Below are 20,339 nucleotides of genomic sequence, written 5' to 3'. Positions count from 1 at the left end.
CTCAGACAAGCTCCATCGTGGGGTTCGTGATGCGGGCGAGGGCGGCCGGGAGGTCGGCCGGGTCGGTGAGGACGGCGGCGACGTGCGCGTCGGGCCGCAGCACCCAGATCTCGTCGGCGCAGGCCCCGAGTGCGCCGGCCAGCAGCCCGGAGGGGTCCAGGTCGTCGATCCGGTGCACCGCCACCGGGCCGTCGGCGTCCGGGGCGGGCACGTCGGGGGCCTCGGCGGCCAGCAGCACGGTCAGGCCTTCCCGGGCCAGCGACCGCAGCCGGGTCAGGTCCGGCCGGCCTGCCACGACCACGGGGACGTCGGGGGCCAGCACGCCGGGGGCGGGCTCGGGCACGTCCCCGCGGGCGGGCCGCCCCGCCGGCGGGCGCCGTGGGTCGGGCGTGGTCAGCGGCGAGCCGGTATACCAGAACGGCTCGGCCAGGCGGCCGCTGTCGACCTGGGCGCGGGCGGCCGGGTCGGTGGCCGCGCGCTCCAGCACGTCGAGCCGGTGCGCGGACTCCTCCGGGCTGCCCGGCACCAGGAACCGCATGGTGGCGCCGGTGATGTCGAGGTTCTCCACCGCCGCGGCGTGCCGTTCGGCGGAGTAGCTGTCCAGCAGCTCGTCGCCCGCCCAGCCGCGGCGGACGAAGGCGATCTTCCAGGCCGCGTTCTCGGCGTCCAGCACCCCGGAGTTCAGTCCCCGGGCACCGAACGGGGAGACCAGGTGGGCGGCGTCGCCGGCCACCAGCACCCGGCCGACCCGCATCCGGTCGACCACCCGGGAGGAGAAGCGGTAGACCGACCTCCAGACCACCTCGTAGGGCCGGTCGCCGACGACCTGCCGGATCCGCGCGTCCAGGCCCCCCGACGCCTCCTCGGTGGCCAGGTCGAAGTCGGGCGGCACCTGCCAGTCGATGCGGAAGGTGGAGTCCGGGCAGGGGTGGATGAGCACCTGCCGGCCGGGGTTCCAGACCGGGTCGAACCAGAACCTCCGCTCGGTCTCCCAGCCGGGCAGCTCGGTGCGGATGTCGCAGATGAGGAACTGGTCGCCGAACGTGCGGCCCTCGAAGGACAGGCCCAGCTCGCGGCGCAGCAGGTCGGCCCGCGCGCCCCCGCAGACGACGGCGTGGCTGCCGCGGTGCTGGCCGCCGTCGGCGCAGCGCAGCACCACGCCGTCCTCGTCCTGGTCGATGCCCTCCACCCGGGCGCCCCAGCGGACCTGGACCAGGGGCTGGCCGGCGATCGCCTCGTCCAGCAGCTCCTCGGTGCGGCACTGGCTGACGTTGACGAACGGCGGGAACGGCGAGCGCCCCCGGTCCACGAACTCGAAGCTGAACAGCTCGCGGTCGCGGTGGAAGGTGCGCGCAGTGGTCCAGGTGACCCCGTGCGGGGCGACCTGCACGCCGACGGAGTCCCAGACGTCGAGCACGTCGCGCTGCTGGCAGATCGCCTTGGACCCCACCAGGTCGCGCCCCGGCCGGGCGTCGAGCACCACGACCGGCAGGCCCCAGCGGGCCAGCAGCAGCGCGGTGGTCTGGCCGACCGGGCCGGCGCCCACCACGAGCACGGGCGCGGTCATGACTGCAGCTGGTCCCACACCTGGCGGTCGCGCTCGGCGGTCCAGATGACGGGGCGCTCGATGCCGTCGAACTCGTCCCACAGCCGGGAGACGTCGAAGGGCAGGCAGTGCTCGAAGATCGGCCAGTGCCCGAACTTCGGCGCGAGCGCTGCGTGCGTGGCGTCGAAGGCGTCCTTGAGCGTGCCGCCGGAACGGTGCGCCGTGCCGACCGTGTCGTGCATGGTGGTGAGGAAGGCGCGGGTCTGCTCGACCGCGGCGTCGACCTCCACGCGGCCGCGCGCGATGGCGCCGCGGCCGCCGATCAGCTGCTGGGCGCCGAAGGCCTTGACCCGGTCCAGGGTGCCGGCGGCCCAGTCGAAGTGGAACGCGTCGCCGGTGTAGAGCGCGGCCTGGCTCTCGACCAGGTCGCCGGCGAAGAGGATCCCGTGCTTGGGCACCCAGGCCACGATGTCGCCCTCGGTGTGGCCGCGGCCGACGTGCTCGAGCACCAGTTCACCCCGGTCACCGCCCAGCTCGATGGTCAGCTTGTCGCGGAAGGTCAGGGTGGGCCAGGTCAGGCCGGGGATGGACTCGGGCTCCTCGAACAGCCGGGGCATCCGGCCGTACTCGCTCTCCCAGTCCTGCTGGCCGCGCTCGGCGATCAGGCCGCGGGTCTGCTCCGAGCTGACGATGACCTCCGCGTCGAACGCGGAGGCGCCCAGCACCCGGACGGCGTGGTAGTGGCTGAGCACCAGGTAGCGCACCGGCTTGTCGGTGTGCTCGCGCAGCCGGGAGAGCCAGCGGCGGGCGGCGACCGGGGTGGCCAGCGCCTCGAAGCAGACCAGGAAGTCCTCGCCCTCGACCGCGCCGAGGTTGGGGTCGCCCTCGGCGGTCAGCGCGTAGACGCCGTCGGCGAGCACCTCCAGCGTCTGCTCCTTCGCCGCGAGGTCGGCCGACGATGCGAACGGCTTGGCCACACTGCCTCCCTGTTCTCTATGCGAGCAGCGTGCTCGCCTGTTGAGCAGGACGGTAGCCGGTGGGTGACCCGGGCCACAACCGTCAGCCGGCGCGCTCCCGCAGCAGTGGCGCCACCCGCAGCGGCACGACGTCGGCGAGCGCGATCGACGTGCTGGCCCGCTGCACCCCGGGTGCGGCGAGCACGAGCTCGGTGATCCGGTAGAGGTCGGCGGTGTCGACGGCCACCACGCGGGCCAGCAGGTCGGCGTCGCCCGTGGTGGCCAGCACCTCCACCACCTCGGGGATCGCGGCCAGCGCCGCGGCGGTGTCGGCGGGGGACTCCCGCTGGCTGACCGACAGCGTCATGAACGCCAGCAGGTTGCGGCCCAGGGCGGTGGTGTCCACCCGGCGGCTGTGCGCGCGCAGCGCGCCGTCGTCCTCCAGTCGCCGCAGCCGGGCGTGCACGGTGTTGCGCGCCAGGCCCAGCCGGGTGGCGAGCGCCATGGTCGAGGCCTGCGGGTCCTCGTCGAGGGCGAGCAGGATGCGGGCGTCGGTGGCGTCGATGGTGGGCACGGTGCGCAGCGCTCCGGTCTCGTCGGGTGGGTCATTGGGCAGATCGCTCAGCGTTGCTCGTGATGGTTGCGCACATGTGCGGTGCGGTCCACCGTGGTGGCCATGACCGCCCTGGACGAGCGACCCGCCACCGACGGCCGCGCCACCACCACGGTGACCGTCGCCGCCTACCTCGGCACCCGGCTGCAGCAGCTGGGCGTCGGCCACCTGTTCGGCGTCCCGGGCGACTTCAACCTCGACCTGCTGGACGGTCTCGCCGTCGGCGGGCCCACCTGGGTCGGCTCGCCGAACGAGCTGGGCGCCGGGTACGCCGCCGACGCCTACGCCCGCTCGCGCGGCCTGGGCGTCGTCGTCACCACCTACGGCGTCGGCGAGCTGTCGGCCATCAACGCCCTGGCCGGTGCCTACGCGGAGGACGTCCCGCTGGTGCAGGTCGTCGGCGCGCCCCGCCGGGCCGCGGTCGAGGCCGGTGCGCTGGTGCACCACACCCTGGCCGACGGCGACTTCGGGCACTTCGCGCGCGCCGCCGCCGAGGTCACCGTCGCCGCCGAGACGCTGACCGCCGACCGCGCGGGCGAGCAGATCGACAGGGTGCTGCTGGCCGCGGTCACCGCCCGCAAGCCCGGCTACCTCGCCGTCCCGCAGGACCTCGCGCTGGCCGAGGTCGACGCCGCCCCGCTGGCGCAGCGGCTGGTCGCCCGATCCGACTCCTCGGCGCTGGTCTCGTTCGAGAACGGGCTGGCCGAGCAGCTGCACGGTGCGCAGCGACCGGTGCTGCTCGTCGGTCAGCTGGTGCCGCGGTTCGGCCTGGACCGCGAGCTCGCCGACCTCGCCACCCGGCACGGCGTCGCGGTGGTCACCCAGCTGTCGGCCCGCGGCGTCCTCGAGCCCGGTCACCCGTCGCTGGCCGGGTCCTACGCCGGTTCCATGCTCGACCCCGGCGCCCGCGCGGTGGTCGAGGAGGCCGACGTCGTGGTGCACGTGGGCACCGTGCTGACCAGCGAGCTGACCGGCTTCGGCTCGCACCGGCGCCCCGGGGCCGCCACCCCGTTCCTGGCCGCCGACCGGGCCGGGTTCGGCGACCAGGCCACCGGCCGGGTGCTGCTGCCCGACGCCCTCGCCGCGCTGGACCGCGCGCTGGCCGGCCGGGTCGGCCCCCGGTTCACCGCGCCCGCGCAGGAGGCCCCCGCCGTCCCCGCCGCCGGCGGCCCGCTGACCCAGGCCCAGCTGTGGCACACCCTCGGCGGCGCGCTGCCCGCCGGCACCGCGCTGCTGGCCGACACCGGCACCGCCTACTGGGGCGCGCTGGGCATGCCGCTGCCGGCCGACACCGTCTTCGGCGGCCAGCCGATCTGGAGCTCCATCGGCTACGCGCTGCCCGCCGTCCTCGGGCAGGGCCTGGCCGACCGCGACCGCCGCCCGGTGCTGGTCATCGGCGACGGCGCGGCCCAGATGACCGTGCAGGAGCTGTCCACCATCGCCGCCGCGGGGCTGACCCCCGTCGTCCTGCTGCTGGACAACGCCGGCTACACCATCGAGCGGGCCCTGCAGTCCCCGCGCGCGGCCTACAACGACGTCGCCACCTGGGACTGGGGCCTGCTCGTCGCCGGCTTCACCGGCGGCCGGGCCGGCTACGCCGAGGCCACCGACGACACCTCGCTGGCCGGCGCGCTGGCTGCGGCGTTCGCCGACACCGGGCGGATGCACGTCGTCCGGGCGGTGCTGGACGCCGACGACACCCCGCCGCTGATCGACACCCTCGCTGCGCTCGCCACCGCCGCCAAGGGCTGAGTCCGCCGTGTAACGACTGCGCGGCGGGTGCGCGCAGCTCTTCCCCGGAGCCCGACCCGGCCGCACACTCCCCGTTGCCTGGTGCAACGTCTTGCGAGGAGTGTGGCGAGTGGCCGTTCCGGTGGAGTCCAAGGGCGGCCTGCGCCGCTCGTTGTCGGTCTGGCAGGCCATCGGCCTGTCCGTGGCGCTCATGGCGCCCTCGATGGCGGCCAACATCAACCCGCAGGGGACGGCGGGGACCGTCGGCCGGGCCGTGCCGCTGGCGTTCCTGCTCGCCGCGGTGGGCGTGCTGCTGGTCGCGTACGGGTTCGTCCGGCTTTGCCAGCACTTCCAGCACGCCGGGTCCGTCTACGCCTTCGTCGGCGCCACCCTCGGCCCGCGCGCCGGGCTGTTCTCCGGCTTCGGGCTGCTGGGCACCTACTGCTTCTACGGGGTGGTCACCTCCTCGGCGACCGGCATCTTCGGGACGGCGTTCCTGCAGCAGGTCGGCATCTGGCCCTCACCGCCCGCCTGGGGACCCTTCGTGCTGGTCGCGGTCGCGCTGGTGGCGGCCTACCTGCTGACCGTGGTGCCGGCCAAGCGCGGCACCAGCGTGCTGCTCACCGTCGAGGGCGTCACCGTGGCGCTGATCCTGGTGATCGTGGCGGTCGTGCTGGTGCGGCTGCTCGGCGGCTCGACGCCGTCCACGGGCACGTTCGCCGACCGCTCCTTCACCCTCGACGTGTTCAGCGTCGCCCCCGGCACCGACGCCTCGGCGGTGTTCCTGGGCGTGGTGTTCGGCTTCCTGTCCTTCGCCGGGTTCGAGGCCGCGGCGACGCTGGGGGAGGAGGCCCGCAACCCGCGCCGGGACATCCCCCGCGCGATCCTGGGGACGGCGGTCTTCGGCGGCGTGTACTTCGTCGTCGTCACCGCGGTGGAGATGATGGCCTTCGGCACCGACGACGCCGGGGTGGCTGCGTTCACCTCGTCGTCCTCGTTGCTCGGCGACATCGGGACCGCCTACATCGGGTCCTGGATCGGTGACGCCATCACCCTCGGCGCGGCGATCAGCGCGTTCGGCTGCTGCCTGGCCTGCGTGGTCGGGGCGTCCCGGCTGGTGTTCGCCTTCGCCCGGGACACCGCGCCCGCGGAGCGCTCCGCCTCGGGCCTGGCGTCGGTGAACCGCGAGGGCGTGCCGGCCCGCGCCGCGCTGGCCTCGACTGTCGTGATGGCGGTGATCGTGCTGGTCTGCGCGCTGTTCTTCGGGGCGCAGGCCGAGGACACGTTCCTGTGGTCGGGGACCATCGGCACGCTGATCCTGCTGGTCGCCTACGTGCTGACCACGATCGGGGCGATCCGGCTGGTGTTCGTGCAGAAGAAGCTGCCCGGCGTGCCGATGTGGCAGGTCGTCATCCCGGTCGCGGCCCTCGTGGTGCTCGGCTACACCATCATCCGCAACGTCTTCCCCTACCCGGCCTACGCCGACGGGGCGCCGTTCTGGTTCCCGGTGGTGGCGGGGGTGTGGCTGCTGGCCGGGCTGGTCGCCGTCCTCGCCGCGCCGGCCCTGGCCCGCCGGGCCGGCGAGGCGCTCATGGCCGCCGAGCTGGGCAGCCGGGAGGCGACGACGGTCGAGCGGTGACGCCGGCCGCCGCCGCCAACGGTCTCCGGGCGGAGCTCGTGCAGTGAGTCGCCAGGCGACTCACTGCACGAGCCCGGGCGGGGGACTCAGTCCCACGGGTCGAACCGCTCCCTGTAGACCTCGCCCTCCGCGAACTCGAGGAGTCGTTCCCGGATGATGTCGAGGGCCAACCGTTCGGGGATGGCGTTGACGTTCATCGGCGCGGTGAGTTCCTCGGGGCGCTCGTCGTCGCCCGCGAAGATCCAGATGCACCCCGGCTCGCTGGCGATGATGACGACCGTGCATGCGCCGGGGACCCGCGGACGCAGCTCCATCTCCACCTCGTCGCGGTCGCCTGGGTGCGTCGATGCCGGGACCGCGCGCTCGGACACCGTCACGGCGCCAGGTGGTCGACCGGCCAGCACGTCCTGGATGACCCGGCGGATCCCCGCCAGGTCGACCGGACCGCTGCTGACGGCCAGCCGCTCCTCCCGCTGAACCCGCCACTGCGCTCGGCGCCCCGGGCGCAGGTCCCACCACCGCCTGCTCCCGGTCACGGCGGCAGCCTGCCCGGTGGCTCACCGGGCGTCGAGCCGGTTAGGTCGGGGCATGACCGACACCGCCGTCGTCCCGTTCCGCGTCGAGGTGCCCCAGGCCGAGGTCGACGAGCTGCGTGACCGGCTGGCCCGCACCCGCTGGGCGCCCGAGCAGGACCTCGACGGCGACCGCGGCATCCAGCCCGAGCTGGTCCGCCGGCTGGCGGAGCGGTGGGGCGGGGCGTGGGACTGGCGCGAGCACGAGGCCGCGCTCAACCGCTTCGACCAGGTGACGACGACGATCGACGGCACCCGCGTGCACGCCCTGCACGTCCGCGCCGCGGACCCGGCCGCACCCGTGCTGGTGCTGCTGCACGGCTGGCCCGGGTCGGTCGTGGAGTTCCAGCGGGTGGTCGAGCCGCTGGCCGAGACCATGCACGTCGTCGTGCCGTCGCTGCCCGGCTACGGCTTCTCCGGGCCGACGCCCGACGGCGGCTGGACGTCGCAGCGCATGGCCCGCGCGGTGGCCGAGCTGCTGGCCCGGCTCGGGCACGACCGCTACGTCGTGCACGGCGGCGACTGGGGAGCCCGGGTGGCGCGCGACCTCGCCGTCGCCGCCCCCGACCACGTCGCCGGGATCCACGTGACCATGACCAACGGCCTGGAGCCGGCGGACGGCGGGGACGAGCGGGCGGCGGCGCGGGCGAAGCGGCAGGCCCAGGAGCTGTCGGGCTACATGAAGACGCAGGCCACCAAGCCGCTGTCGCTGGCCTATGGGCTCACCGACTCCCCGGTCGGCCAGCTGGCCTGGATCGCGGAGCGGTTCCGGGACTGGACCGACCCGGCGTCGGACGTCTTCGGCCCGGCGACGGTGGACCTGGTGCTGGCCAACGCGGGCGTCTACTGGTTCACCCGCACGGCGGGGTCGTCGTCCCAGCTGTACTGGGAGCGGCGGGTGCACCCCGACGACGAGTGGTCCCGCACGGTGCCGACCGCGGTCTGCGTGCTGCCGCACGACCTGCGGTTGCCGGTGCGCTCGGCCGTGGAGCCCGCGGTGGACCTGGTGTCGTGGACCGAGCTACCCCGCGGCGGCCACTTCCCGGGCATCGAGGTGCCCGACCTGCTCGTCGCCGAGCTCCGCCGCTTCGTCCACGAGGACCTCTCCGCCCGCTGACCCCCGGTCCGTCACCGAGTGACAGCTGAGGGGGCACCGACGAGCTGCGGACGCCCCCCAGCTGTCACTCGCCGCAGCACGTGCCGGGCGCCGCCACCGCTCCGGGCGCCCGACCAGGCACGTGCATGCATCGAGAGCACTGCTGCGGTGGTTTCCCGGCCGGTCTGACCACCGCAGTCGTGCACTCACAGCAGGCGGTCGGCCACCACCGGACGCCAAAGCCCGTCCTCACCGAGCCCGATCTCGGTCAGCCGACCTCCGGACTCCGGGTCCGAGATCGTGATGACCCACGTCGGCCGCGCGGGCTGGGAGCCGGTCGTCACGAGGATCAGTCCAGCAGGTAGTGGCGCAGGGCGGGGCCGAGCCAGGCCTGGGCCTGGTCGCGGGTCATGTCGACCAGGGGCGGCACGCGCAGCACGTAGCGGCCCAGCGCGAAGCCGAGCACGGTCGCGCCCACCAGCGCGGCCCGCTCGGGCGCACGGTCGTCGGTGACCGCGGCCAGGGCAGGTGCGACCTGGGTCGCGAAGACGGTCCGCATCGCCTCGGCGGCCACCTCGCTCGTCGCGGCTGCCCGCAGCAGGGCGAGGAACCGGTCGTCGTCCTCCCACACCGCGAAGAACCGGTCGACGAGCACCTTCGCCAGCTCGCCGGCCCGCACGCCGGTCAGGTCGGGGAGCTGCAGGTCGAGGTCGGCCGCCCGGGTGAACAACCCCTCCTTGCTGCCGAAGTACCGGATGACCAGCGCGGCGTCGACGCCGACGTCGCCGGCGACCGCCCGGATCGTCGTCCGCTCGTAGCCCTCGGCGGCGAACCGGCGGCGGGCGGCGGCCAGCAGGTCGTCGCGGGTCGCGTCGGCGTCGCGCGCCCGACCAGGCATGTCATCAGTCGTGGACACGGTCGGCAGCCTATGTCATCGACTGTTGACAGCTGGCCTACCGTGCATGTCATCACCCGATGACAGGAGGCGGGCCGTGAACGACGTCCTGGTGGTGGGGGCCGGTCCGACCGGCTGCACGGTCGCCGCGGAGGTCGCCCGCGCCGGCGGCCGGGTGACCGTGCTCGACCGGCACGAGGCACCCAGCCCGCTGTCGCGCGCCTTCGGCGTGCACGCCCGCACCCTCGAGCAGCTCGACAGCCGCGGCCTGGCCGACGAGCTCGTCGCCACCGGCACCCCGGTCGACCACCTGCGGCTCGTCGGCCGGGCCGGCATCGACCTCTCCCGCCTGCCGACCCGGTTCCCGTTCGTGCTGATGACCCCGCAGGTGCACGTCGACCGGCTGCTTGAGCGCCACGCCCGCGACTGCGGCGCCCGGGTCGAACGCGGCGTCCGGGTCGACGGCCTGGTCCAGCACGAGGACGGCGTGACCGTGACCGCCGGCGACCGCAGCTGGCGCGCCCGGTACGTGGTGGGTGCCGACGGCGTGCACAGCACCGTGCGGCAGCTGGCCGGCATCGGCTTCCCCGGGCGGGCGGTGCTCAGCTCGGTGGTGCTGGCCGACGTCCGGCTCGACCTCGCCCCCGACGACCTGCGGGTCGACGTCGACGAGCACGGCTTCGCGTTCCTCGCCCCGTTCGGCGACGGCTGGTTCCGGCTGATCGGCTGGGACCGGCGCCGGCAGGTCGGCACCGACGTCCCGGTCGACGACGGCGAGGTGGCCGGCCTGCTGGCGCGGGTGCTCGGCCTGCCGGCGGGGCCGACCCGGTGGACCTCGCGCTTCGCCTGCGACGAGCGGCAGGCGCCGACCTACCGCGCCGGCCGCGTGCTGCTGGCCGGCGACGCCGCGCACGTGCACTCACCGGCGGGTGGGCAGGGCATGAACACCGGCATCCAGGACGCCTTCAACCTGGGCTGGCGGCTGGCCACCGGCGACCTGGACGGCTACGAGCGCGAGCGGCACCCGGTGGGCCGCACGGTGCTGCGGTCCAGCGGCGCCACCATCCGGCTCATGACGCTGGCCGGCCGGCGGGGCCGCCTGGCGCGGGCGGTCGCGCTGCGCGGGCTGCTGCGGCTGCCGCCGGTGGCGCACCGCGGTGCCGGGATGTTCTCCGGCATCGCCATCCGCTACCCGGGACCGGGTCCGGTGGGCACCCGCGCGGCCGGCGTCCCGCTGCGCGGACCCCGGCTGGCCGAGCGGCAACGGGACGCCGGGTTCGTGCAGCTGCCGGCGACCGACCGCACCGACGGCGGCGCCGGCCTGCTGGTCCGCCCGGACGGCTACACCGCCGCGGTCAGCTGACCCCGGTGAGCCGCTCGGACGCCGTCCAGAGGTCCTGCGCGAGCTGGACGTCGGACGCCGCCTGCGACCGGCCGACCAGCGTCGGGGCACCGCGGCCCTCCTGGAACCCCGACGGCCCGGCGTAGCTGCCGCCGGGCAGGTCGGCCGTCGCGGCGAACAACGTGGGCAGGGCGCCGTCGGTGTCGGACTGCGCGATGAACCGGTTGCCCAGCTTCAACACCAGGTCCTTGAGCCGGTCGCCGGTGTGCGACTGCAGGTTGGTCGCCGCGTAGCCGGGGTGCGCCGCCATCGACCTGACCGTGGAGCCGGCCGCGGTGAGCCGGCGCTGCAGCTCCAGGGCGAAGAGCAGGTTGGCCAGCTTGGACGCCCCGTAGGCGCCGGTTGGGGAGTACGTCCGGCGCTCCCAGCCCAGGTCGTCGAGCACGACCTCCCCGCTGCGGTGCAGGCCGGAGGACACGGTGACCACCCGGTCGGTGATGTGCGGCAGCAGCAGGACCGTCAGCGCGAAGTGGCCGAGGTGGTTGGTGCCGAACTGCAGCTCGAAGCCGTCGGCGGTGCGGCCCTGCGGCACCATCATGATCCCGGCGTTGTTGACCAGGACGTCGAGGTCACCGGTCCAGGCGCCGGCGAATTCCCGCACCGAGGACAGGTCCGCCAGGTCCAGCCGGCGCACCTCGACGTCCCCCGGGACCGTGCGGGCGGCGGCCTCGCCGCGGCCGGTGTCGCGGACCGCGAGCACCACGTGCGCGCCGGCGTCGGCCAACGCCCGGGCGGTGGCCAGGCCCAGCCCGGAGTTCGCCCCGGTGACGACGGCGGTGCGCCCCCGCTGCGAGGGGATGTCGGCGACGGTCCACGGTGTGCTCACCGGCCCAGGCTAGGCAGACTGGCGCCCGTGGACCTCTCCGAGCTCGACCTCGTCGACCACCACTGCCACGGGCTGATCACCCGGGACCTCGACCGACCCGAGTTCGAGTCGATGCTCACCGAGGCCGCCGCGCCCAGCGCCCTGGGCGGCACGCTGTTCGACTCCCAGATCGGGTTCGCGCTGCGCCGGTTCTGCTCGCCCGTGCTCGACCTGGAGCCGCACGCGGACCCCGACACCTACCTCGACCGCCGCGCCGAGCTCGGTGCTGCCGAGGTCAACCGGCGGATGCTGGCCGCGACCGGCACGCAGACCTTCCTGGTCGACACCGGCTACCTGCCCGAGCCGATCACCACCCCCGACGAGCTGGCCGCGCTGACCGGGGGCACCGGGCGGGAGATCGTGCGGCTGGAGCTGGTCGCCGCGCAGGTGCTGGAGCGGTCCGGCGCCGGCGGGTTCCCGGAGGCCTTCCGCACCGAGCTCGCCCGCCGCTGCGCCACCGCCGTGGGCGTGAAGTCCATCGCGGCCTACCGCGCCGGGCTGGCCCTGGGCGGCCGGCGGCCGACCGACCTGGCCGTCACCGCCGCCGCCGACCGGCTGCTGCAGACCGGCAGCACCCGGGTGGCCGACCCCGTGCTGCACGAGTTCCTCGTCTGGTCGGGCATCGACCTGGGCATGCCGGTGCAGTTCCACGTCGGCTACGGCGACGCCGACACCGACCTGCACCGCGGCGACCCGCTGCTGATGACCGACCTGCTGCGGGCCACCGAGCCGCACGGCGTCCCGATCATGCTGCTGCACACCTACCCGTTCCACCGCAACGCCGGCTTCCTGGCCCAGGTCTTCGGCCACGTGTTCGCCGACGTCGGGCTGGCCACGCACAACCTCGGGGCCCGGTCGTCGGCGCTGATCCCGGAGCTGCTCGAGCTGGCCCCGTTCGGCAAGGTGCTGTTCTCCTCCGACGCGTTCGGCCTGGCCGAGCTGTACCTGCTGGGCACCGTGCTGTTCCGCCGCGGGCTGGCCGCCCACCTGCAGGAGGGGATCGACGACGGCGCCTGGACGGCGGCCGACGCGCACCGGGTCGCCGCGATGATCGGGGCCGACAACGCCCGGCGGGCCTACCGGCTGTGACATCCCGGCAACGGGGCACCGGCACCATGGCCGGGTGAGCACCGACCTGGACAGCTGGTACGACCGGCTGCACGCCGCCGTCGCCGAGGAGCTGCCGGCCGCCGTCGAGCTGCGGCACGCCCTGCACGCCGACCCCCGCCGCTCCGGCGACGAGGGCGACACCGCGGCCGCCGTCGTCGCCGCGCTCGGGCAGGGGGAGGGCCGCGAGGTGGCCGGCACCGGCCGGCTGGTCCGCATCGGGACCGCGACCGGCCCGACCGTCGCCCTGCGCGCCGAGCTCGACGGGCTGGCCGTGCAGGAGCTGACCGGCGTCGACTGGGCCGCCACCGACGGGGTCATGCACGCCTGCGGCCACGACGCGCACCTGGCCGGGCTGGTCGCGGTCTGCCGCGCCGTCGCCCGGGTGGGCGGGCCGGCGCCGCTGCTGGCCCTGCTGCAGCCGCGGGAGGAGTCGGCGCCGTCGGGCGCCCGGGACATCGCGCAGTCGGGCCTGCTGGCCGACGAGCAGGTGGTCGCCGTCGTCGCCGCGCACGTGCAGCCGCAGCTGACCGCGGGGGTCGTCAACGCCACGCCCGGGCCGGTCAACGCCGCCACCGACGAGTTCACCATCACCGTCACCGGGCACGGCGGCCACGGCGGCTACCCGCACACCACGCACGACCCGGTGCTGGCGCTGGCCGCGGTGGTGGTCAACCTGCAGCAGCTGGTCAGCCGCCGGGTCGACCCGACGGTGGGCGCCGTCCTCGCGGTCACCCAGCTCGACGCGGGCAGCAGCTTCAACGTCGTCCCCGACACCGCCCGCGCCCGCGGCGGCCTGCGGGTCATGCGGGAGAGCGACCGCAGCGCGCTGCTCACCGCGCTCACCGAGGTCGCCGAGCACACCGCCGCCGCCCACGGCTGCACCGCCGAGGTGCACAGCGAGAGCAACGAGCCGGTGCTGGCCAACGACCCCGAGCTCGCCCGGGCCGCGCTGCCGTGGCTCGAGCGCGCGGGGGTGGAGGTCGACGATACCTGGCGCTCCTTCGGCGCCGACGACTTCAGCCACTACTGCGCCGACGCGCGCGGGCTGATGCTCTTCCTCGGCGTCGACGGCGGGCCGGCCGACGACCGCGGCCGCCGGCCGGGCCTGCACGCGCCCCGGTTCCTGCCCGGCGACGAGACCGTCGGCCAGGTGGCCGCGGCGCTGCTGGCCGGGTACCTCGCGGGCGCCGGCCTGCTGGCCACCTAGCCTTCCCTCGTGCCGGCCCACTCCCACTCGCACGCCCACGCCGACGAACCACCGCCGACGCCGGAGGTGGCCACCCGTCGGAGGCGGGCGACCTGGCTGATGCTGCTGGTGCTGGTGCCCGTCGCGCTGGCCACGGTGGTCGGGCTGGTCGCGCTCTGGCCCTCCGGCGACGCCTCCCGCGCCCAGCAGGCGGCGGAGTCCTTCCAGCCGCCGGGCACCACCTACCCCGACGCGACCGTGCAGTCGCTGCAGACGGTGGACTGCTCCGACGGGTCGGCGTCGGGTCAGCAGCTGACCTGCGGGACCGCCGTGGTCGAGGTGACCGACGGGGAGGGCGCCGGGGACTTCGTGTCCATCGAGCTGCCGCCCGAGGTCGTCGGCGTCGGGGTGGACGTCGGCGACGGGTTCGTGCTCACCCGCGCGGTCGACCCCTCGACCGGGGACCCCAGCTACGCGTTCTCCGACTTCCAGCGCAGCACGCCGATCATCACCCTGGCGCTGGCGTTCGTGCTGGTGGTGGCCGCGGTCGCCCGGCTGCGGGGGATCGCGGCGCTCGTGGGGCTGGGGTTCGCCTTCGTCGTCCTGCTGCAGTTCATCCTGCCCGGCATCCTCACCGAGTCCTCCCCGACGCTGGTGACCCTGACCGGCAGCGCGGCGATCATGTTCGTCGTCCTCTACCTGGCGCACGGGTTCAGTGCCCGGACGACGACGGCGCTCATCGGCACGCTGTTCGGCCTGGTCCTGGTCGCCGTGCTGGGTGCGCTGGCGGTGTCGGCGGCCCGGCTGACCGGGTTCTCCAGCGAGGAGACCATCCAGCTGCAGACCTACGACCCCACGCTGGACTTCTCCGGGCTGGTGCTGGCCGGCATCACCGTGGCCGGGCTCGGCGTGCTCAACGACGTGACCATCACCCAGGCGTCCGCGATCTGGCAGCTGCACGAGGTCGACCCGTCGATGAGCGCCCGGCAGCTGTTCGCCCGCGGGATGACGGTGGGCCGGGACCACATCGCCTCGACCATCTACACGATCGTCTTCGCCTACGCCGGCGCCTCGCTGCCGGTGCTGCTGCTGGTCGAGATCTACGACCGGCCGCTGTGGACCGTGCTCACCGGCACCCAGGTCGGCGAGGAGGTCATCCGCACGCTGGTCGGCGCCATCGCGCTGGTCCTCGCCGTCCCCGTGACGACGGCGGCCGGTGCCTTCTTCGCCACGGCGGCGGGCGACAAGCCGGCGCCGCGGCTGCTGGCCCGGTTCGGCCGGTGACCCGCACCGAGGAGCTGCTGGCCGCGGCCGCGGCGGCGGCGGGCTTCATGCCCGCCGACGAGGGCCGGGCGCTGTACGAGGCGGCCCGGGCCGTGGCCGTCGAGGGCCCGCTGCTGGAGATCGGCAGCTGGATGGGCAAGTCCGCCCTCTACCTGGCCGCGGCCGCCGCGGCGACCGGCCGGGTGGTCGTCACCGTCGACCACCACCGGGGGTCCGAGGAGCACCAGCCCGGCTGGGAGTACCACCAGCCCGAGCTCGTCGACCCCGCCACCGGGCTGCTGGACACCCTGCCCTCGCTCCGGCGCACCGTGCACCCGGCCGAGGACCTGGTGGTCGCCGTCGTCGGCCGGTCCGAGGTGCTGGCGCCGCTGTGGGCCACCCCGCCGGCGCTGCTGTTCCTGGACGGCTCGCACACCGAGGAGTCCGCGCGGCGGGACCAGGATGCCTGGGTCGGGAAGCTCGCCGTCGGCGGCACGCTGGCCGTGCACGACGTCTTCCCCGACCCCGCCGACGGCGGTCAGGCCCCCTTCGGCGTCTACACCCGGGTGCTGGCGTCGGGGGAGTTCACCGAGCTCCCCGGCACCGGCTCGCTGCGGCTGCTGCGGCGCGACCGGTGACCGTCGCCGTCCAGCTCCTGGGCCCGGTCGCCGTCCTCGTCGACGGCCGGCCGGTGGAGCTGGGCGGGCAGCGGGCCCGGGCGCTGGTCGCCCGGCTCGCGCTGGACCCCGGCCGGGTGGTCCCGGTCGACGCGCTGGTCGACGCGCTGTGGGAGACCGACCCGCCCGCGGCCCCGGCCAACGCGCTGCAGGCCGTGGTGTCGCGGCTGCGCCGCGCCGTCCCCGCCCTGCCGGTGCGCTCGCAGCCGCCGGGCTACCTGCTCGACCTGCCGCGGGACGCCGTCGACGCCTGCCTGCTCGAGGACGGCGCCGACCCCGGGTCGGCCGGTGAACCGCTCGCCGACCTGCGCGACCTGGGGTTCACCGAGGCACCGGCCGCGCGGTGGTCGGAGCTGCAGCTGGCCGCGGCCGAGCGGCGGCTGGCCGGCACCGGCGCGGACGGGCTGCCCGAGCTGGACCGGCTGGTCGCGGCGCACCCGCTGCGGGAGACGCTGGCCGCCGTCCGGGTGCGGGCCCTGCACCGGGCCGGGCGCACCGCGGACGCGCTGGCCGCCTACGCGGCCGCCCGCGCCCGGCTGGCCGACGAGCTGGGCCTGGACCCGGGGCCGGCGCTGCGGGAGGCGCACCTGGCGGTGCTGCGCGACGAGGCCCCCCCGGCCCCCGAGCGGCCGGTGCTGCGCACCCCGCTGACCAGCTTCCGCGGCCGGGATGCCGAGCTGGACCTGGTCTCCGACCGGCTGACCGGCGGCCGGCTGGTGACCCTGATCGGGCCCGGCGGTGCCGGCAAGACGCGGCTGGCGCTGGAATCCGCCCGCCGGCGCGAGGGCCAGCTGCCCGACGGCGTGTGGTGGGTGGAGCTGGCGCCGGTCACCGAGGCCCGGCAGCTGCCCGGGGCGGTCCTCGCCGCGGTGGGGCGGCGGGAGACCGGCCTGCTGGACCGCGTGCCGACCGCGCCCGAGGCGGGGGAGCGGCTGCGGGAGGTCTTCGCCGGCCGCCGGGCCCTGCTGGTGCTGGACAACTGCGAGCACCTCGTGGACGCCGCCGCCCGGCTGGCCGACGACCTGCTGGGCGCCTGCCCCGGGCTGTCGGTGCTGACGACCAGCCGCGAGGCGCTCGGCATCCCGGGGGAGGCGCTGGTCCCGGTCGGCCCGCTGCCCGCCGAGGACGCCGCCCGGCTGGTCGCCGACCGCGCCGCCGCCGCCCGGCCGGGGCTGGTCCTCGACGACGGCCTGGTCGGTGACCTGGTCCGGCGGCTGGACGGCATGCCGCTGGCGCTGGAGCTGGCCGCCGCCCGGCTGCGCACGCTGTCCCTGGCCCAGGTCGTCGCCCGGCTCGACGACCGGTTCGCGCTGCTGACCGGCGGCAGCCGGGTCGCGCTGCCCCGGCACCAGACGCTGCGCGCGGTGGTCGAGTGGAGCTGGGAGGCGCTGTCCCCGGTCGAGCAGGCCGTCGCCCGGCGGCTGTCGGTGCTGGTCGGCGGCGCGACCGTCGAGTCGGCCGAGGCGGTCTGCGGGGTGCCCGACGTCGTGGACCCGGTCGCCTCGCTGGTCAACAAGTCGCTGCTGGCCGCGGTGCCCGAGGGCGACGGCGTGCGGTTCCGGATGCTGGAGACGGTGCGGGCCTACGGCGCCGAGCAGCTGGACGCCGCCGGCGAGCGGGCCGCGACCGAGGCCGCCCACGCCGCGTGGTGCCGGGCCCTGGTGGACCGGCTGGACCCGCTGCTGCGCGGCCCCGGCCAGCTGGCCGCGCTGGCCGAGCTGCGCGCCGAGCAGGACGGCCTGGTCGCCGCGCTGCGCCGGGACCTCGACGCCGGCCGGGGCGACGACGCGGTGCACCTGGCCGGGCGGCTGGCCTGGTTCTGGCTGCTCACCGGCCAGCAGGTGACCGCGGGCCGGCTGCTGGCCGAGGTCGCGCAGCTGCCCGCCCGGGCGACGCCGCTGCGCACCGCGTGCCTGACCTTCGCCGCGCTCGCCGGCACCGAGGAGACCGGGTGGGCGGGCGCGATGACCGCGCTGTCCGCGGTGGTCGACGTCCCGGCCGAGCTGGGCCCGGCGGCGCAGGAGCCGGTCGTCGTCGTCTGCTGGGCCCTGTCCGCGGTGTTCGTCGGCCGGGGCGACCGGCTGGTCGCGCTCGACGACCACCCCGACCCGTGGGTCCGGGCCTTCGTGCGGGCCGGCCGGGCGCTGGCGGCGGAGAACGAGGGCGACTACGCGACCCTGGGCACCGAGGTGCGGGCCGCCCGGGAGGCCTTCGGCGCGCTCGGCGACCGGTGGGGCCGCTCGCTGACGGCGTCCTCGCTGGCGCAGCTGGCCGCCCTGGACGGCGACCTGGCGGGGGCGGCCGCGCTTGTCCGCGAGGCGCTGGAGTGCTCGGACGCGCTCGGCACCTCCGACGACTCCCCGATGCTGCGCACCCGGCTGGCGCTGCTGCGGGCGACCGCCGGCGAGCCGGGTCCCGCCGGTGCGGAGCTGGACGCGGTGGTCGCCGAGCTGGGGCCGCCCGCCGGCCCGGTGCTGCCGTTCGCCGAGGCCGGCCGGGCGGTCGTCGCGGTCCTCGCGGGCGAGCCCGACCTCGCCGAGCGGTGGAGCGCCGCCGCGGTGACCCACCTGACCGGGGGCGCCCCCGGGGTCGTCGACCAGCTGGCCTGGTTCGTGCGCACCGTGCGGGCCGCCGTCCTGGCCGGGCGCGGGGACGTGGCGGCGGCCACCACGGAGCTCGACCTGGCCCTGGGCTCCGGCGACGCACCCCGGGACATGCCGGCGGCGGCGACGGTGGTGGTGGGCCGGGCGCTGGTGGCCGAGGCCGCCGGCGACCCGGCGGGGGCGGCCCGCCTGCTCGGCATGTCCGAGGCGGTGCGCGGCCGGCCCGACCTGGGTGACGCGTTCGCGCGCGGGCTGCGCGCGCGGTTGACCGCCGCCCTCGGGTCCGCCGCCCTCGAGGGGGCGGTGGCCGCGGGGGCGGCGGTCGGTCGGGCGGCGGCGCTGGCCGAGCTGGGGCCTCAGACCCGCCGGCGGTAGGCGCGCATCGCCAGCGGCACGAAGACCGCCAGCAGCAGGGCCGCCCAGCCGGCCGTCCAGGCCAGCGGCTCGGCGACCGGACCGCCCAGCAGCAGCCCGCGCACCGTGTCGATCAGGTGGGTGACCGGGTTGTTGCGGGTGAAGGCCTGCAGCCAGCCGGGCAGGGTGTCGGCCTGGACCAGCGCGGTGCTGCCGAAGGTGAGCGGGAAGGTGGCCAGGAAGCCCACGCCCTGCACGGCCCCGGCCGAGCGGACGGTGAGCCCGATCCAGACGAAGACCCAGGACAGGCACATCGCGAAGGCCAGGGCCACCAGCACGGCGAGCGCGGCGGCCGGCAGGCCCTGCGTGGTGCGGAAGCCCAGCGCGACGGCGAAGGCCAGCAGCACGGTCATCGAGGTGACGTACCGGACGACGTCGGACAGCACGGCACCGACCAGCGGTGCCGACCGGGCGATGGGCAGGCTGCGGAAGCGGTCGAACACGCCCTTGGCGATGTCGTTGTTCAGCGCGACCCCGATGCCCTGGGTGGCGAACATCAGGGTCTGCACCAGGATGCCGGGGACCAGGTAGGTCAGGTAGTCGCGCCAGTCGCCGGCGATCGCGCCGCCGAAGACGAACACGAACAGCACCGTGAAGATGATCGGCTGCAGGCTGACGTCCATCAGCGCCTCGGGCTGCTTGCGGATCTTGACGACGTTGCGCCAGGCGAGGGTCAGCGCCTGCTGCACGGCCGGCAGCGTCGGGGTGGTGGGGACGGCGGGGGGCGGGGTGAGCACGGCGGTGGTCATGCCACGGCCTCCTTCTCGGGGACGGCGGTCGGGGAACCGGTGAGGGCGAAGAACACCTCGTCGAGGCTGGGCAGGCGGACGCCGAGCTCGGAGAGCCCGACGCCCCGGGTGGTGAGCAGGTCCAGCACGGTGCCGAGGACGGCCTCGCCCCGGACGGGGACCGAGGCGGTGCCCTGGCCGTCGACGGCCGGGGCGGCGCCGGTGACCTGCTCGAGGACCTGCAGCACGACGGGCAGGTCGGACCGCTCGCGCGGACGGACGGCGAGGGTCTGCGCGCCGGCCCGGTGCTTGAGCTCGTCGCTGGTGCCGTGGGCGACGACCCGGCCGGCGTCGAAGACGACGATGTCGTCGGCGAGCTCGTCGGCCTCCTCCAGGTACTGCGTGGTCAGCAGCACGCTCGTGCCCTCGTCGACCAGCCGGCGGACGACGTCCCAGACCTCGGTGCGGCTGCGCGGGTCCAGGCCGGTGGTGGGCTCGTCGAGGAAGAGCACCTGCGGGCGGCCGACGAGGCTGGCGGCCAGGTCCAGGCGCCGGCGCATGCCGCCGGAGTAGGTGCCGGCCGACCGGTCGGCGGCGTCGGTGAGGCTGAAGCCGGCCAGCAGGTCGGCGGCCCGGGCGCGGGCCGCGGCGCGGGGCAGGCCGAGGAGCCGGCCGATCATGGTCAGGTTCTGGGTGCCGGTCAGGTCCTCGTCGACCGAGGCGTACTGGCCGGTGAGGCCGATGGCCCGGCGGACGGCCTGGGGGTCGGTGCGGATGTCGTGGCCGGCGACCCGGGCGGTGCCGGTGTCGGGGCGCAGCAGGGTGGACAGGACGCGGACGGCGGTCGTCTTGCCGGCGCCGTTGGGGCCGAGGACGCCGAGGACGGTGCCGGCGGGGACCGTGAGGTCAACGCCGTCGAGGGCGCGGGTGGTGCCGTAGCTCAGACCGAGGCCGGTGGCCTCGATGACGGGGGAGTCGGTGGTCATGGGAGCACCGTGCGCCGGGCCGCTGACGCGGTGGTGACGTCGCGCTGACGCCCGCTG

The 20,339-nt window shown here is 75.8% G+C and carries 18 protein-coding genes; 9 read left to right on the top strand and 9 right to left on the bottom strand.

Annotation, left to right across the window (positions count from 1 at the left end):
* Position 1: 1 nt before the first annotated feature.
* The 3 genes from BLT39_RS11110 to BLT39_RS11100 all read right to left on the bottom strand — a co-directional run bounded on the left by BLT39_RS11110 (position 2) and on the right by BLT39_RS11100 (position 3,076).
* On the bottom strand, positions 2 to 1,567 hold the full coding sequence (locus tag BLT39_RS11110) for an FAD-dependent monooxygenase (protein ID WP_091062667.1): 1,566 nt from the start codon (positions 1,565 to 1,567) through the stop codon (positions 2 to 4).
* Positions 1,564 to 2,523, bottom strand: coding sequence for an MBL fold metallo-hydrolase (locus BLT39_RS11105; RefSeq protein WP_091062665.1), 960 nt, complete (start codon positions 2,521 to 2,523; stop codon positions 1,564 to 1,566). Before BLT39_RS11105 ends, BLT39_RS11110 begins: the two co-directional genes overlap by 4 nt.
* A gap of 82 nt (positions 2,524 to 2,605) precedes the next feature.
* Entirely contained in the window at positions 2,606 to 3,076 is a 471-nt protein-coding gene (locus tag BLT39_RS11100; protein WP_207507855.1) for an Lrp/AsnC family transcriptional regulator, read from the bottom strand.
* A gap of 102 nt (positions 3,077 to 3,178) precedes the next feature.
* Between BLT39_RS11100 and BLT39_RS11095 the strand changes: the two genes are divergently transcribed.
* Positions 3,179 to 4,867: a thiamine pyrophosphate-binding protein gene (locus tag BLT39_RS11095; RefSeq protein ID WP_131801470.1), complete on the top strand. Its 1,689-nt coding sequence runs from the start codon at positions 3,179 to 3,181 to the stop codon at positions 4,865 to 4,867.
* A 109-nt stretch (positions 4,868 to 4,976) separates the two neighbouring features.
* Complete coding sequence (locus BLT39_RS11090; RefSeq protein ID WP_242658322.1) at positions 4,977 to 6,485, top strand: APC family permease; 1,509 nt, start codon at positions 4,977 to 4,979, stop codon at positions 6,483 to 6,485.
* A gap of 86 nt (positions 6,486 to 6,571) precedes the next feature.
* On the opposite strand, the gene BLT39_RS22080 is transcribed toward BLT39_RS11090, so the two are convergent.
* Positions 6,572 to 6,862 carry a hypothetical protein gene (locus BLT39_RS22080; protein ID WP_131801469.1) on the bottom strand — a complete coding sequence of 97 codons (291 nt, stop codon included), beginning with the start codon at positions 6,860 to 6,862 and terminating at the stop codon, positions 6,572 to 6,574.
* Positions 6,863 to 7,073: 211 nt separating this feature from the next.
* Here BLT39_RS22080 and BLT39_RS11080 point away from each other — a divergent pair, with 211 nt between their 5' ends.
* Complete coding sequence (locus BLT39_RS11080) at positions 7,074 to 8,174, top strand: epoxide hydrolase family protein (RefSeq protein ID WP_091062657.1); 1,101 nt, start codon at positions 7,074 to 7,076, stop codon at positions 8,172 to 8,174.
* A gap of 185 nt (positions 8,175 to 8,359) precedes the next feature.
* On the opposite strand, the gene BLT39_RS22435 is transcribed toward BLT39_RS11080, so the two are convergent.
* Together BLT39_RS22435 and BLT39_RS11075 are read right to left on the bottom strand one after the other, a co-directional pair.
* Positions 8,360 to 8,497 carry a hypothetical protein gene (locus BLT39_RS22435; RefSeq protein WP_165640246.1) on the bottom strand — a complete coding sequence of 46 codons (138 nt, stop codon included), beginning with the start codon at positions 8,495 to 8,497 and terminating at the stop codon, positions 8,360 to 8,362.
* 5 nt (positions 8,498 to 8,502) lie between these two features.
* Positions 8,503 to 9,069, bottom strand: a complete 567-nt coding sequence (locus BLT39_RS11075) for a TetR/AcrR family transcriptional regulator (RefSeq protein WP_242658321.1) — start codon at positions 9,067 to 9,069, stop codon at positions 8,503 to 8,505.
* Positions 9,070 to 9,145: 76 nt separating this feature from the next.
* Here BLT39_RS11075 and BLT39_RS11070 point away from each other — a divergent pair, with 76 nt between their 5' ends.
* Positions 9,146 to 10,411, top strand: a complete 1,266-nt coding sequence (locus BLT39_RS11070) for an FAD-dependent oxidoreductase (protein ID WP_207507853.1) — start codon at positions 9,146 to 9,148, stop codon at positions 10,409 to 10,411.
* On the opposite strand, the gene BLT39_RS11065 is transcribed toward BLT39_RS11070, so the two are convergent.
* Positions 10,404 to 11,276: an oxidoreductase gene (locus tag BLT39_RS11065; protein ID WP_091063066.1), complete on the bottom strand. Its 873-nt coding sequence runs from the start codon at positions 11,274 to 11,276 to the stop codon at positions 10,404 to 10,406. The genes BLT39_RS11070 and BLT39_RS11065 overlap by 8 nt on opposite strands.
* Before the next feature lie 27 nt (positions 11,277 to 11,303).
* Between BLT39_RS11065 and BLT39_RS11060 the strand changes: the two genes are divergently transcribed.
* From BLT39_RS11060 to BLT39_RS23315, 5 genes are read left to right on the top strand one after another with little or no spacing between them, the layout of a single operon-like run.
* The gene (locus BLT39_RS11060; RefSeq protein WP_242658320.1) at positions 11,304 to 12,404 is read left to right on the top strand and encodes an amidohydrolase family protein; all 1,101 of its coding nucleotides are present in this window, start codon (positions 11,304 to 11,306) and stop codon (positions 12,402 to 12,404) included.
* A 34-nt stretch (positions 12,405 to 12,438) separates the two neighbouring features.
* On the top strand, positions 12,439 to 13,632 hold the full coding sequence (locus BLT39_RS11055) for a M20 metallopeptidase family protein (protein WP_165640245.1): 1,194 nt from the start codon (positions 12,439 to 12,441) through the stop codon (positions 13,630 to 13,632).
* Positions 13,633 to 13,641: 9 nt separating this feature from the next.
* Positions 13,642 to 14,895 carry a YibE/F family protein gene (locus BLT39_RS11050; protein WP_091062650.1) on the top strand — a complete coding sequence of 418 codons (1,254 nt, stop codon included), beginning with the start codon at positions 13,642 to 13,644 and terminating at the stop codon, positions 14,893 to 14,895.
* On the top strand, positions 14,892 to 15,512 hold the full coding sequence (locus tag BLT39_RS11045; RefSeq protein ID WP_242658319.1) for a class I SAM-dependent methyltransferase: 621 nt from the start codon (positions 14,892 to 14,894) through the stop codon (positions 15,510 to 15,512). Before BLT39_RS11050 ends, BLT39_RS11045 begins: the two co-directional genes overlap by 4 nt.
* The gene (locus tag BLT39_RS23315; protein WP_091062647.1) at positions 15,509 to 18,529 is read left to right on the top strand and encodes an AfsR/SARP family transcriptional regulator; all 3,021 of its coding nucleotides are present in this window, start codon (positions 15,509 to 15,511) and stop codon (positions 18,527 to 18,529) included. The genes BLT39_RS11045 and BLT39_RS23315 overlap by 4 nt, the downstream gene beginning before the upstream one ends.
* Here the strand turns inward: BLT39_RS23315 and BLT39_RS11035 are convergent.
* Both BLT39_RS11035 and BLT39_RS11030 read right to left on the bottom strand, forming a co-directional pair.
* Positions 18,511 to 19,317 carry an ABC transporter permease gene (locus BLT39_RS11035; protein ID WP_091062646.1) on the bottom strand — a complete coding sequence of 269 codons (807 nt, stop codon included), beginning with the start codon at positions 19,315 to 19,317 and terminating at the stop codon, positions 18,511 to 18,513. The two genes, BLT39_RS23315 and BLT39_RS11035, sit on opposite strands and share 19 nt — an antisense overlap.
* On the bottom strand, positions 19,314 to 20,282 hold the full coding sequence (locus BLT39_RS11030; protein WP_091062644.1) for an ATP-binding cassette domain-containing protein: 969 nt from the start codon (positions 20,280 to 20,282) through the stop codon (positions 19,314 to 19,316). The genes BLT39_RS11035 and BLT39_RS11030 overlap by 4 nt, the downstream gene beginning before the upstream one ends.
* Positions 20,283 to 20,339: the final 57 nt, after the last annotated feature.

It is taken from the genome of Klenkia brasiliensis, assembly GCF_900100695.1.
Classification (GTDB): Bacteria; Actinomycetota; Actinomycetes; order Mycobacteriales; family Geodermatophilaceae; genus Klenkia; species Klenkia brasiliensis.
Note: the sequence above shows the minus strand (reverse complement) of the source record. Positions and strands in the feature narration are given on the sequence as shown.